Source organism: Dickeya oryzae, from assembly GCF_009372235.1.
In the GTDB taxonomy this organism is placed as follows: Bacteria; Pseudomonadota; Gammaproteobacteria; order Enterobacterales; family Enterobacteriaceae; genus Dickeya; species Dickeya oryzae.
Genome location: NZ_ML762920.1, coordinates 531,160 through 544,174 on the forward strand (window position 1 = coordinate 531,160; position 13,015 = coordinate 544,174).

Here is a 13,015-nt window from a genome sequence, read left to right on the forward strand (position 1 = left end):
ATATGGTTACCCTCAGTAGCATCGATATGATCGGCTGGTTCAATCAGTTTTTCTGGCCACTGGTCAGAATTCTGGCACTGATTAGCACTGCCCCTATTTTTAGCGAACGGGCTATTACCCGCCGTGTGAAAATTGGCATAGGTGTGCTCATCACGATTGTCATTGCGCCAAATATCCCACATTCCTCGATCCCTGTCTTTTCTGCAGCAGGTGTATGGATGCTGTTTCAGCAAGTCGTGATCGGCACAATGTTGGGTTTCACCATGCAACTGGCTTTTGCGGCAATCCGACTGGCGGGAGAGATTATCGGTCTGCAAATGGGGCTGTCATTCGCCACGTTCTTTGACCCCAGCGGTGGGCCCAACATGCCAGTCGTATCCCGGTTCATGAACCTGCTGGCATTATTGCTTTTTCTGACGATGAATGGACATTTATGGCTGATTTCATTGCTGGTTGACAGTTTTCATACCATTCCGATCGGGGCTGCACCTGTCAGCGGTAATGTATTTATGGCTCTGGCTGCAGCTGGGGGAAGGATCTTCTCTAACGGGCTGATGCTCGCACTCCCGCTCATTACATTACTGCTCACCATTAACATGGCGCTTGGGTTATTGAGTCGGCTGGCACCACAGTTAACCATCTTCGCTATCGGTTTTCCTATCACCCTCTTTACCGGGATAATTACCGTAGGGTTCCTGATTTTCCTTATCTCCCCTTACGCCGAAAAACTGTTTGGCGAAACCTATGATCTTCTGGCTGATTTGCTAAACCAGTTTGCCGGATAATCCCTTACTCGCTGGTGTGCCTCGACCCCTTTCGTCCACTGCGCACAATAAAAAAAAGCATGTCATCTTATGAAGGATGACATGCCAAAAAGAATACGCCCGGTTTAAGCGTATCCAAATACTGGACCGCTATTCCATATTATTTGTTTAGCTGGAACAGCGAGAGGCCCTGCATATCGCTAAATGCTTTGTATGATGCTTGCAAGGATTGCTGTTGCATCATGTATGTGGAGATGGTTGCGACCATATCGATATCAACCAAATCGCTCAATGTCTGCTTATTTGCATTGCTGCGATCAGTACCAATACTGTTCAATGTATCGACTTCCTGCAACTGAACGCCCAAGGTGGCTTGCGCAGAGGAAACATTCGTCAGTGCATTTTTGAGGTTCTGGCTAGCCGCATTGATAGACGCGGTATTGGCACTCTTCACAGCATCAGTTGCCCCTTCCAGTGGTATTTCCAACGCACTAATCGCACTGTCCAGAGCACCAAAGATATCTGCAGTGCCGCTAGCGTTATTAAATACAGCTGACCCGATATGTCCGACAGTCATGACACGATCAGCATCCACCTGCTGAGAAATAGCCTGGGTGCCACCAACATAGCTCACGGTACCGGAAGCATTAGAAGTAAACGGTTGAACGTCTGTCTTATAACCACCAAAGATAAAATTACCATTACCATCGGTACTGTTTCCCAGGTTCAACAACTGAGCTTTCAACCCACGCAAAGAGGTGGCGATAAGGTGGCGATCGTTATCATTCTTCGTACCATCAGCACTTAACAGTGTGGTACTGGCGCTAGTCAATGCAGTCACAACATTGGTCAGTACAGAAAGCTCACTATTCATACCATTTTGAGCAAAGGTACGTGCAAGCGAATACTGAGCATTTTGAGCCTGTGCCTGATTGACCATAACGGCCTTAGATGCGGCGATAGGATCATCAGAAGGAGTCAGTACACGGGTATTACTGGCAAGCTGCTGACCTGTCTTGCTGAACGTAGACAAACCATCTGTGACGCCTTGCATATTCTGCTGAAAAATAATACTGGTACTCAATCGCATAACCTATTTCCTTATTTTTTGCCGTCACAAACTTAACTGCGGATCCCCAGCAGGGCATCAAATATCGTCGAAGCCGTCTGGATTACCTTGGCATTTGCCATGTAATACTGTTGAAAACGAACAAGATTGCCGTACTCTTCGTCCAAATTGACACCGGACCCCGACTGCTGCTCGGTAGTTAACTGCTTCACGACATTCTTCTGAGATGTATCAGTCACCTTGGCAGTACTCGTCTTATTACCGATATCCCCAACCAGACTGGCGTATGCCTGACTGATAGTTGACTTGTTTTCAACAACCTTCACTGTCTGCAAATTCAATAGTGCTTTAGCATTCGTATTATCACTAACCCCACCACCGGCAGAAGTCAAAGAGGAACCAGCCGCAGCAATCTTGGAAGAATCCGAGATGACAACAGACATACTAACGACTACATCCCGTACTCCTTTCACAGTAAACTCGTCTTTAGCTGCAGGTGTGCCAGTGATATTCAACTTCATACCATCAAAAATCAGGCTGGCTGATGTCGAACCACTGGCGGCGGTAAAGGTGGCAGAAGAAGACAAGTCAGCACCATCCGACAAACGAGTAATCGACCAATTATTACTTGCCGGACCAACGAATTTAACGGCGTAATCGCTCGCCTTGATATAGTTGTTGTCATTACGAGTCAGCGACACAGCCGAGGCTGCCGCAGGAGCAGTCTGCGAAATGGAGGACTGTCCTGGCGATACTTTGAAGCTGAATGTATCCCCCGAAGCGGCAGAACCGGAAATTTTGATGGTAAAACCATCAAACGCCAACGCCGAACCCGACAATGTTGAGCTGGCTGTAGTACCGTCGGACCGAGTAACGTTCCAGGATGTCCCGTTGTATTGCAGTGAGTAGTTATCACGGAGATAGGAAGAGTTTAGTTCAGCAGCGGACGTATTTTTAGCGCTTTTCAATGTAACTGACGAGCCGACACCAAAAAAATCGCCACCCTGAACATTGCTCAAGTCAAAACCCGCTTTGTGCTGCTGGTTGAAAGCATCAGTGAAAGCCAACGCCATCTGACCTAATTGGTTACGGGCGCTATCGAGCGTACCGGTACGAAAATCAAGCAGACCGCCGAGAGAACCACCGGTAATCGTGCTCTCTTTCACTTCACTCACGCCGGCAATGGCATCGTTATACGCAATGGTAGTACGGGTAGGGTCAGTGCTGGATGTCGTCGCAACAAGCGTGTTGAAGCTTTTACCTTGTACCAATGTCAGGCCGTTTTTCAGCGAGACATTGTACATATTGCCGTCCTGAACCGCGACATCGACACCAACCAACTTATTCAGTTGATCAACCAGTGAGTCTCGCTGGTCCAGCAAATCATTTGGCGCTGCACCACTATTCGCACCTTTCAGACGTACAATCTGATCGTTGATATCGGCGATTTGCTGGGCATAGGTATTGATCTGCGTCACCGTGACGGAGAGCTCACCATTGATGTTGCTGTCCATGTCGCGCAAATACTGATCAGTGATTTTGAACTGGTTTACCAACGCATTCGCTTTACCTAGCACGGTCTGGCGAACGGAAGAGTCACTGGAGCTACTAGTCAGGTTCTGCAAATTCTTAAAGAAATCCTGAATAGAAGTTGACAGGCTTGATGAGCTACTCGACAGCAGGTTGTCAATTTTGGAAACCTGCCCGTAATAAGAAGTAGTCGAGCTACTGGTTGACTGCGCCGCACGTAACTGCTTGGCAATAAAATCGTTGTAATCGCGGTTAATGCTGACAACCGTAACACCGTTACCAATATAACCAGCAGAGGTTGTTGTACCATTATTCTGTGCCAACAGCGCGTTTTGACGGCTATATCCGGTAACAGCCTGATTACTGATGTTGTTACTGACAGCGCTCAGTGCCGCTTGTGCTGCACTCAAACCACTCATTCCGGTGTTAATCAAATTGGACATGCTGGGTTCCTTTTACTCTTACTAATGCGCAGAGAGGCACTACCTATTGCCAGGCACAAAAAGATATCGCCGTCATAAATTAACTTGTATAACTATCGGCAGGCGGGTTAAAAACTTGAGAGAAATTAGAAAATCCCGCTCAGATCATGTGTATAAGCCTGAACTGCCTTTTCGCCTGTATTTTTCATCTGCTGGATCATGCTGACCAACTTCTTCGCATAAGCTGGGTCTGTGGCATATCCCGCCTGCTGTAATGCAACCGCGGCCTGTTCCGCCGTTGCCGCCGCAGACACGCCAGCATAACGGGGGTTTTGAGTTAACAGTTTGGCATAATCATTCAACGCTTCCAGATAAGAACCGTACACGCGGAAGGCCGCAGTGACTTTTTTGGCAACACCTTGTTCGTATTCCGTCGTAGTAATTTCCGTAACCGGCCCATCCCAGTTACTGCCAGCTTTAATACCGAAAATATTGTGGCTACGACGCCCATCGGTGGTAGGGATTTCATGCTGTCCCCAACCCGATTCCAGGGCGGCCTGAGCCATAATGAGATGATGTGGAATACCACTTTGCTGACTAACCAGCATGGCGGGTGTGGACAAGCGCGAAATAAAATCAGCACTGCTCATGGGCAATGGCGATGACTTTTCCGATAGCTTAGGCATCGCTTTACGCACCATCTGCTCCACTGCAAATGAAGGCATATTGCGAGCCAATTGACCATCAGGCTTAAATGGCGTCGATGGTGCAGGTTGCTCAATCCCGACAATCCCCTGCCCCATCATCTGTTTTTCAATAACAGCGGCCAGCCCTACTCCTTTGCCAGACGACATCTGCTGGGCCAGTTGCTGGTCATACATTGAAGTGATCATGCGCGTCTGATCGCTACTGAACATACCATCCTTCGGTAGCGTATCACGCATGCTCTTCATCATCATTTGCACAAAGACGCCTTCCAACTGCTTGGCCACAGCACGGAGCCCTTCCCGGTTCTGAGGATGGTTCGATACATCCCGTTTGAGCGCGTTAAGCGACTGTGTTTCATAAGCAGGGTTGTTAAACATCTTCATGTCACTCATCAGATGATTTCCAACTTCGCTCTCAGGCAACCTGCACTTTCCATTGCCTGAAGAATTGACATCAAATCCATGGGTGTGGCACCAAGTGAATTCAAGGCTCGAACTACACTGTTGAGGTTAGCACTCGAGTTCACGCGCTGTAATGCCCCACCTTCCTGACGCATAGAAATTTCCGTTTGCGGCGTAACGACCGTCTGCCCACCTGCCAGCGGTGTATTTGGCTGGCTCACAACATTCTGTTGATTGATAGTCACTGACAGATTGCCCTGTGCAACAGCGCAATTTTCCAGTTGGACATTGCGGTTCATTACCACTGAGCCGGTACGAGAATTGACGATAACTTTGGCATCCAGCGTACCAACATTGACTTCGATATTCTGCATATCCGCCAGAAAGCGAACTTGTGCACTGTTACCAGCAGGTACGATAACTCTTACGGTGCGGGAATCCAGCGGCGCTGCAGAGCCGCCTCGACCGAAACGATTGATCGCATCGCTAATACTCTGCGCCATGGTGAAATCATCCTGATTCAGTTGCAGCATTATGGTATTTCCGGTACCGAAGGTATTAGGCAACTCACGCTCGATAATTGCACCACCGCTAATACGTCCACCGGCGAGCTGGTTTACCTGAACACTGCTGCCGCCAGCAGAAGCACCCGCACCACCGATCAAAAGGTTACCCTGTGCGATAGCATAGACCTGGTTGTCAACGCCCTTCAGCGGCGTCATCAGCAATGTGCCACCTCGCAGGCTCTTGGCATTACCCATAGAGGAAACAACCACATCGACCGCTTGTCCTGCGCGAGCAAACGGCGGCAACTTAGCCGTTACCATTACTGCCGCTACGTTTTTCAACTGCATATTGGTGCCGGCAGGAACGGTTATCCCTAATTGGGATAACATGTTGTTCAAACTTTGAGTGGTAAACGGCGTCTGAGTGGTCTGGTCGCCCGTACCATCCAGCCCGACCACCAGGCCATAACCGATGAGCGCATTATCACGCACCCCCTGAATCGTCACCAAATCGCGGATACGCTCAGCTGATGCTGGCTGAGTTACCATCACCAACAAAGCAAGGAAAAGAGTAAAAGCCGAAGTGATCCGCATTATGTGCCTCATCAATTTAGAACGGCGAAACATTAAGGAAGAACCGCTGCAACCAGCCCATAGTCTGCGTTTCGTTAATGTAGCCATTACCCACATACTCCATACGCGCGTCCGCCACTTGCGTCGACGGTACCGTGTTGCTGCCGCTGATAGTCCTTGGGTTTACCACCCCAGAGAAACGGATAAACTCAGTTCCCTGATTAACGGCAATTTGTTTCTCACCAACGACATGTAAATTGCCGTTTGTCAGCACCTGATCGACCGTCACGGTAATCGTGCCAGTGAAGGTATTATTCGCATTAGCGCCACCCTTCCCGGTAAACGCGTCTTTACCGGTAGCGTTAAATGCCGCCCGGTTGTTACCCAAAGGCCCGTCCAGCAAACGTGGTGTCGTGGTCATACCAAAGGAGCCAGATGCATCCCGGCTGGCATTCGCCGACGAATTCTTGCTGGCACTGACGTTTTCTTGCAACACAATAGTCAGCGTATCTCCTATGTTCCGGGGTCGACGATCTTCAAACATCGGCTGATATCCGTAATTCATCGCTTGACCGGCCTGGAAAATAGACCCATTAGGGATAGCCTGTAACGGTGGTGCAGGTTGCGCTGTTGTTGGTCCAGTAACAACCTTATCGTGAGGTACATAAGCGCAACCGGACAGTGTTAATATTATCACGTATGCCAGCAACCGCGGCCGACACGGCTGCACTGTAGCAACCGACTTCGTATTCATCATCACTACGGATATCGCCTTACTTTCAGTAACCTATCCATATATTGAATCAAGGTGACTACTTCACCCATTTGCGTACTAAGCACAAATCAGTAAAAAGCCACCCTATCTTATACGCGAATGATACCCAGGAATGATTACAGCTGGGTCAGTTTTTGTAGCATCTGGTCCGTGGACGATATAGCCTTACTGTTGATTTCATACGCGCGCTGAGTCTGAATCATGGAAACCAACTCTTCAGCCACATTCACGTTCGATGTTTCAACGTATTTCTGATAAATCAAACCGGCACCGTTCAAGCCCGGCGTACTCTGGGTCGGAGCACCAGAACTCGCTGTTTCCGCATACAGATTTTCCCCCCGATTCTCGAGCCCAGCCTCATTGATAAACATCGCCAGATTAAGTTGGCCAATTTGGACAGGTGCGGTTTGCCCTTGCTGAGTAACAGTCACGACCCCATCTCGCCCCACTGTCAAGTTACTGGAATTAGCTGGAATAGTTATCGCTGGCTGAACCTGAAAGCCACTAGATGTCACCAACTGACCATTCGAGTCTTGCTGGAAGGATCCATCACGAGTATATGCAGTGGTACCATCCGGCATCAGCACCTGAAAAAAGCCCGCGCCTTTGATCGCCATATCCTTGACGTTACCTGTTTCAGAAAAAGACCCTTGCGTATGAATACGTTCAGTTGCTACCGGACGTACACCCGTCCCTAGTTGTAACCCTGACGGCAACATAGTCTGCTCAGAAGACTGTGCTCCCGGCTGGCGTACAGTTTGATACATCAGATCTTCAAATACAGCTCGCTGACGTTTAAAACCATTGGTACTGACGTTTGCCAGGTTATTGGATATGACATCCATATTGGTTTGCTGTGCGTTCAGACCGGTTTTTGCAATCCATAAAGAACGGATCATCGAGTCACTCCTGTGCACAAAGGCACTTAATTCATCGCAAGTATCTGATTAGCACGCTGTGTATTATCGTTAACGCTACTAATCACTTTCATCTGCATCTCAAAACGACGTGAGTTGGAGATCATTTCCACCATCGATTCGACTGTATTGACGTTACTACCCTCTAGTACCCCAGCCATAACTCTGACTGTAGCGTCATTCTGCAGTACCACACCGCGCTGCTGTTGCACAACAGGAGAAACGCGGAAAAAACCGTCATCACCGCGAACCACTTCATTGGCGGTCGCTTTGACCAGTTTCAAACGCCCGATCTGAGTGACCGTATTAGCGGCATCACTGGGGTTCAAGGCATTAATAGTACCGTCGGGGCCGATAGTCAGTTGAGTCTGCGGTGGAACCTCGATCGGCCCGCCATCGCCCATGACCAGTTTACCTTGAACAGTCAGTTGCCCGTTGGAGTTAATCTCCATATTACCATTGCGGGTATAGGCCTCACTGCCGTCCGAGGCTCGTACTGCCAGCCAGCCATCCTGAGAAAGTGCAACATCCATAGAACGTCCGGTGTAATCCATAGAACCCGGGGTGGTATCCACCCCGGGTGTCGAGGACACTACCAGTGTGCGGGTTTCATTCGTAACCCCCTGGATTGGCACGGCACGCATCGCAGCCAGTTGCGCACGGAAACCCGGCGTAGAGGCGTTAGCCATGTTATGCGACGTGACAGCTTGCTGCTCCAGCGTCTGACTTGCCGCACCCATCGCGGTATAGATAGCGTGATCCATGCAATATCCTCGTTATGATGATTAACGCAGGTTAACCAACGTGTTGAGTATCTGATCCTGCGTTTTGATCGTTTGAGCATTCGACTGATAGTTACGCTGGGCAACAATCATATTAACCAGCTCTTTACTCATATCAACGTTGGAGCTTTCTGTTGCCTTGCCCACCAGCTTCCCGAGATTACCAGAACCTGCCAGCCCCACTACCGCCTGACCAGAATTGCTGGTTGCCGCCCAAACGTTATCCCCCTGAGGAGACAGCCCTTCCGGGTTAGCGAAATTAGCCAGTGCAATCTGTCCGAGTACCTGGGTTTTCGAGTTGGAGTAGGAGCCAACAACCGTACCATCGGTGCTGATGCTGTAACCGGTCAGTTCGCCCGGCGCATAGCCATCCTGCGTTGGTGTCTTGGTACTGTTGGAACCGCTGTTCTGCTGTACGGTACCGGTAAAAGCAAGTGTAAAGGTACTGGCGGCAGAACCGTTCAGTGTTGCCATGCTGATGGTTGCGGGCGTGGTGGTCGTCAGTGCCCCACTACTACTGAAAGACAATGTCGTCGGTCCCTGGAAACCGGCACCACTAATGCTGGTATCTTGTGCGTACACATCCCAGCTGTTAGCGGCTGTTTTCACGAAATACAGCGCAAAGTTATGTGCATTTCCTAAACTGTCGTAGGTAGTAATAGAACCTTTGTAGTTTGAAGTGTTGGTCGGGTCGGTTGCGTTCCAGGTCTTGGTGCTATCCGAAGAGTTCAGATTGCCAATAATCGAAGCTGTCGACGTCGCTTTAGCCGACATCGTAGTTTCAGGAATGCTCAACCCAACCGGGTTCGCCCCTTGCTGAATGGTCGGCGGTGTACCAGTGGCAGGATATCCCGTCAATTGCAGGCCCTGTGAGTTAACGATATTACGCTTACTGTCCAACGTAAATTGGCCGTTACGGCTATAAACCACGTTGCCGTTAGTATTAAGCAAACGGTAAAAACCATTACCGTTGATGGCTACGTCAAGTGCACGCGATGTACCGGTAATAGAACCGTTGCTGAAATCCTGCAGCACAGACGCAACCTTGGTACCCAAGCCTACGTTGGAGCCTGCGTACATATCAGCAAAGGAGATATTGCTGGCTTTAAAACCAACAGTAGCGGAGTTGGCAATGTTGTTACCAATGACATCCAAATTGTTAGAGGCAGCGTTTAAGCCACTGACCGCCTGAGAAAAGCTCATGATGCTCTCCTGAATATTGATGAACTGTTATTCACTAAAAAGTGACGTGCGTTATATCCGTAACTGCTACAAAATCTGGCGTACATTATCCAGCGTAGACTGCCCACTCAGCCCCAAATCCAACAACGCCCCTTTACTATTGGTCACGATGCCATTCACGTAGGCATAATTCAGAGCCTGAACAACCTGTTGGGTGCCATTTGAGGTCGCAGACACCGAAATGGTATAAGAACCATCCGGTGCCGTTGAGCCATCAGCAGCCTTACCATCCCAGGAATACGCATGTACCCCGGCACTGAGCCCACCCAGATCCATCGTACGAACAACTTTCCCAGAATTATCAGTAATATTTACGGTAACGTTCTCTGCTGTACTTTCTAGTTCAACGCCAAATGGTGACGTCGTTTCTTTACCGACCAACACCTTGTTACCGGGTACCAGCACTCCACGACCGATTAACGAGGTGGCCTGAATAGATTGATTGCTGTTGATCTGCGTAGAAATTGCACCGAGGGTGGTATTCAGTTTTTCGATACCGCTCACCGTATTTAACTGAGCCAACTGTGAAACCAGTTGGTTGTTATTCATCGGATTTGTGGGATCCTGATTCTTCAACTGAGCAACAAGCAGAGTCAGAAAGCTGTTCTGTAAATCAGCAGCACTGCTTCCGCTAATAGCCGGTGTCGCTGATGTCGTACTTTGAGCACTACTGACAGAAGAGGTAGTAGCCATGATTTCTCCAGATTACTGACCAATAGTGAGGGTCTTTAGCATCATCGACTTCGTGGTATTCAGTACTTCCACGTTTGCCTGATAACTTCGGGATGCTGAAATGGTATTTACCATCTCATTGACAGGATCCACATTCGGCATGCGGACATAGCCTTTGGCATCGGCCAGTGGATTACCCGGCTGATAGACCAGTTTTTCCGGAGAAGGATCTTCAACCACCTTGGCGACTTTCACGCCACCGGTCGCCTGCCCCGGAGCAGCATCGACCTCAAAAACCACCTGTTTGGCGCGATAAGGCTGACCATCAGGCCCTGTAACGCTGTCGGCGTTAGCCAGGTTACTGGCGCTAACGTTAAGGCGCTGAGACTGGGCAGAAAGCGCCGAGCCGGAAATATCGAAAATATTAAGTAACGACATGAGACATCAACCTTATATCTGTCACCAAACTGTTATGATGACCCGGACTGCAGTACCGACATCATCCCTTTAATCTGCCCGCTGATGAGAGTCAGGCTACTTTGATACTTGAGACTGTTGTCCGCGAAGTTGGTACGTTCGCGATCCATATCAACAGTATTGCCATCAAGCGCAGGTTGAGTCGGCACGCGGTAGAGCAGATCGAGCGAAGGTGGTTCTACAGCCTGCGCAGGAATGTGGCGTGTAGACGTCAGGCTCAGCGAAACGGATTGACCGCTGGTACGCCCTTGCTCCATGACCTTGTTCAGTTCGCTGGCGAAATCAATGTCACGCGCCTGATAACCAGGGGTATCGGCGTTAGCAATGTTAGCCGCCAGAATCTCCTGACGTTGGGCACGGAGATTCAACGCTTCTTGCTGAAACCGCAGCGCCGCATCCAATTTATCGAGCATGCTCCCTCCGCAATTTAAACTTTAGTCTGCGTAGGATAATTCCCATCCTGCAAAAATCATCGAGAGAATAGACATAAAATGAAGTGCTATTTATTGCCTTAACTGTAAGCAAGTGCCGTTACACTGGTAGCGTGAAATTAACTGGGTTTGAGAGAGCATAAAACGGATGCTGGATATCAGAAAATACATACAGTTATCGATCTTGAGTTTGCTGTTTGCCCCGATACTGGTGAATGCTGCCGATCTTGCATCACAGTTATCCCGTTTCTTTTCGGATAATTTTAAAGCCTCATCCAATACGGTGAACGTTGTCGTGAAAACGCCCGAAGCGCAATGGCTCATCTGTGACAACCCACAGATTTCATTGCCAGGAAACGCAAGGATGTGGGGTAACCTTTCCGTGTCAGTGCGCTGCGATCAGGACAGGCGTTTTGTTCAGGTTGAAGTACAGGTTACCGGGAATTATGTGGCGGCAGCAGCCCCAATTAGCCGGGGTACCGAGCTGGCATCAGGAGATATCCGGATGGTCCGCGGCAGGATAGACCAACTGCCGCCTCACGCCTTGTTTACACAAGAAGACGCTCAGGGAGCCGTCGCGTTGCGAGATATTGCCCCCGGGCAGGCCATAACCCAGGTAATGATCAGGAAGCCCTGGGTTATTCGTGCCGGGCAAAACGTCCAGATTCTTGCGCAGGGAGATGGCTTTAGTGTGCGCAGCGAAGGGAAAGCAATGAACAATGCGGCATCAGGACAGCAGGCAAGAGCTCGTACAACGTCAGGACAGGTTGTTTCTGGTATCGCGAACGGGGATGGGATTATTCTGATCTCGCAATAATTTGCTAAAGTAATGCTCAATACTGCCGATATGGTGAACATAGTCGTTGATGATAGCACTGCTCAAGTTAGCAACCTGAGTGGGCGGTTAAATCTGTCTCGCTGGTTATCATCATTTATACCTTTTATGATATGAGCACACTACCATGAGCATTGATCGGACCCAGTCAGTCAAACCGGTAAGCCAGGTTCAGCCTCGGGATACTGGCGATGTGGCAAAGTTAAAGCGTAAAGAGGAAGCCGGGCAGCAAAGTTCTGTGACAGGTACTCAGGTTAAGTTGAGTGACGCTCAGTCTAAACTGATGCAGCCATCTGCCCAGGATATCGACGTACAGCGTGTTGAAACGCTGAAACAGGCTATCCGTGACGGTTCATTAAAAATGAACATCGGTAAAATTGCTGACGCATTAATCAAAAATGCGCAGGATTTGATTTCAGGCGAGTAACTCAATGGAAAAACTTGTAAAGCTGCTAGAGCAACTTCTACTCAACATGCGTGAACTCGAAGCCGTGTTGTCTGACGAGCAGTCGTTGCTCTGTGCTGGTCATGTTGATGGCCCCGCTCTGCAAGTGATCACTGATAGAAAAAGTTCATTATTAGCCACTATCCAGCATTTGGATAAGATTCGTCTTCAGGGTGAGTCCGCATTGCGAGTAAAAGCCCCCTATAGCCCCCATCCTGCTGTGGCCCACGTCTGGCAACAGATTACCGCGTTAAGTGAAGCACTGCGTGACAAAAACCAGCACAATGGGCTGTTGCTTGGTTACCACCTTGATCATAATGAAAAAGCATTGGCGGTACTAAAACCACGTCATGCGCAGTCTCTGTATGGGCCTGATGGTCAGTCACGGAGCAATTCAATTTCTGGTCGTCGGATTAGTATCTAATCCTGTACCGTCTTTTCTGCTTACTCACCAACTGTGCTGCCG

The 13,015-nt window shown here is 49.3% G+C and carries 15 protein-coding genes; 4 read left to right on the forward strand and 11 right to left on the reverse strand.

What is annotated here, in order from left to right; translation table 11 throughout:
• Nucleotides 1-2: 2 nt before the first annotated feature.
• Nucleotides 3-785, forward strand: coding sequence for a flagellar biosynthetic protein FliR (gene fliR, locus FAZ14_RS02320; protein WP_016940906.1), 783 nt, complete (start codon nucleotides 3-5; stop codon nucleotides 783-785).
• Between the two features lie 139 nt (nucleotides 786-924).
• On the opposite strand, the gene flgL is transcribed toward fliR, so the two are convergent.
• From flgL to flgB, 11 genes are all read right to left on the reverse strand, one after another.
• Nucleotides 925-1,854 carry a flagellar hook-associated protein FlgL gene (gene flgL / locus FAZ14_RS02325; RefSeq protein ID WP_016940907.1) on the reverse strand — a complete coding sequence of 310 codons (930 nt, stop codon included), beginning with the start codon at nucleotides 1,852-1,854 and terminating at the stop codon, nucleotides 925-927.
• 32 nt (nucleotides 1,855-1,886) lie between these two features.
• Nucleotides 1,887-3,806, reverse strand: a complete 1,920-nt coding sequence (gene flgK / locus FAZ14_RS02330; protein ID WP_016940908.1) for a flagellar hook-associated protein FlgK — start codon at nucleotides 3,804-3,806, stop codon at nucleotides 1,887-1,889.
• A gap of 125 nt (nucleotides 3,807-3,931) precedes the next feature.
• Nucleotides 3,932-4,885, reverse strand: a complete 954-nt coding sequence (gene flgJ / locus FAZ14_RS02335; RefSeq protein ID WP_016940909.1) for a flagellar assembly peptidoglycan hydrolase FlgJ — start codon at nucleotides 4,883-4,885, stop codon at nucleotides 3,932-3,934.
• On the reverse strand, nucleotides 4,885-5,994 hold the full coding sequence (locus FAZ14_RS02340) for a flagellar basal body P-ring protein FlgI (protein ID WP_016940910.1): 1,110 nt from the start codon (nucleotides 5,992-5,994) through the stop codon (nucleotides 4,885-4,887). The genes flgJ and FAZ14_RS02340 overlap by 1 nt, the downstream gene beginning before the upstream one ends.
• Nucleotides 5,995-6,010: 16 nt before the next feature.
• The gene (locus tag FAZ14_RS02345; RefSeq protein WP_033581371.1) at nucleotides 6,011-6,727 is read right to left on the reverse strand and encodes a flagellar basal body L-ring protein FlgH; all 717 of its coding nucleotides are present in this window, start codon (nucleotides 6,725-6,727) and stop codon (nucleotides 6,011-6,013) included.
• Nucleotides 6,728-6,864: 137 nt separating this feature from the next.
• Nucleotides 6,865-7,647 (reverse strand): flagellar basal-body rod protein FlgG, encoded by a 783-nt coding sequence (gene flgG, locus FAZ14_RS02350; protein WP_016940912.1) that lies wholly within the window; start codon nucleotides 7,645-7,647, stop codon nucleotides 6,865-6,867.
• Between the two features lie 26 nt (nucleotides 7,648-7,673).
• Nucleotides 7,674-8,429 (reverse strand): flagellar basal body rod protein FlgF, encoded by a 756-nt coding sequence (locus FAZ14_RS02355; protein WP_016940913.1) that lies wholly within the window; start codon nucleotides 8,427-8,429, stop codon nucleotides 7,674-7,676.
• Between the two features lie 21 nt (nucleotides 8,430-8,450).
• Nucleotides 8,451-9,650 (reverse strand): flagellar hook protein FlgE, encoded by a 1,200-nt coding sequence (flgE, locus tag FAZ14_RS02360; protein ID WP_016940914.1) that lies wholly within the window; start codon nucleotides 9,648-9,650, stop codon nucleotides 8,451-8,453.
• Between the two features lie 66 nt (nucleotides 9,651-9,716).
• On the reverse strand, nucleotides 9,717-10,382 hold the full coding sequence (flgD, locus tag FAZ14_RS02365; RefSeq protein ID WP_038925740.1) for a flagellar hook assembly protein FlgD: 666 nt from the start codon (nucleotides 10,380-10,382) through the stop codon (nucleotides 9,717-9,719).
• Between the two features lie 12 nt (nucleotides 10,383-10,394).
• A complete protein-coding gene (gene flgC, locus FAZ14_RS02370) occupies nucleotides 10,395-10,799 on the reverse strand; it encodes a flagellar basal body rod protein FlgC (protein WP_012769280.1) in 405 nt (134 codons plus the stop codon).
• Between the two features lie 32 nt (nucleotides 10,800-10,831).
• Nucleotides 10,832-11,251, reverse strand: a complete 420-nt coding sequence (flgB, locus tag FAZ14_RS02375) for a flagellar basal body rod protein FlgB (RefSeq protein WP_016940916.1) — start codon at nucleotides 11,249-11,251, stop codon at nucleotides 10,832-10,834.
• 166 nt (nucleotides 11,252-11,417) lie between these two features.
• On the opposite strand from flgB, the gene flgA reads away from it, so the two are divergent.
• The 3 genes from flgA to FAZ14_RS02390 all read left to right on the forward strand — a co-directional run bounded on the left by flgA (nucleotide 11,418) and on the right by FAZ14_RS02390 (nucleotide 12,973).
• Nucleotides 11,418-12,086, forward strand: a complete 669-nt coding sequence (gene flgA / locus FAZ14_RS02380; protein ID WP_016940917.1) for a flagellar basal body P-ring formation chaperone FlgA — start codon at nucleotides 11,418-11,420, stop codon at nucleotides 12,084-12,086.
• Nucleotides 12,087-12,231: 145 nt separating this feature from the next.
• Nucleotides 12,232-12,531, forward strand: coding sequence for a flagellar biosynthesis anti-sigma factor FlgM (flgM, locus tag FAZ14_RS02385; protein ID WP_016940918.1), 300 nt, complete (start codon nucleotides 12,232-12,234; stop codon nucleotides 12,529-12,531).
• A 4-nt stretch (nucleotides 12,532-12,535) separates the two neighbouring features.
• The gene (locus tag FAZ14_RS02390; protein ID WP_153507976.1) at nucleotides 12,536-12,973 is read left to right on the forward strand and encodes a flagella synthesis protein FlgN; all 438 of its coding nucleotides are present in this window, start codon (nucleotides 12,536-12,538) and stop codon (nucleotides 12,971-12,973) included.
• Nucleotides 12,974-13,015: the final 42 nt, after the last annotated feature.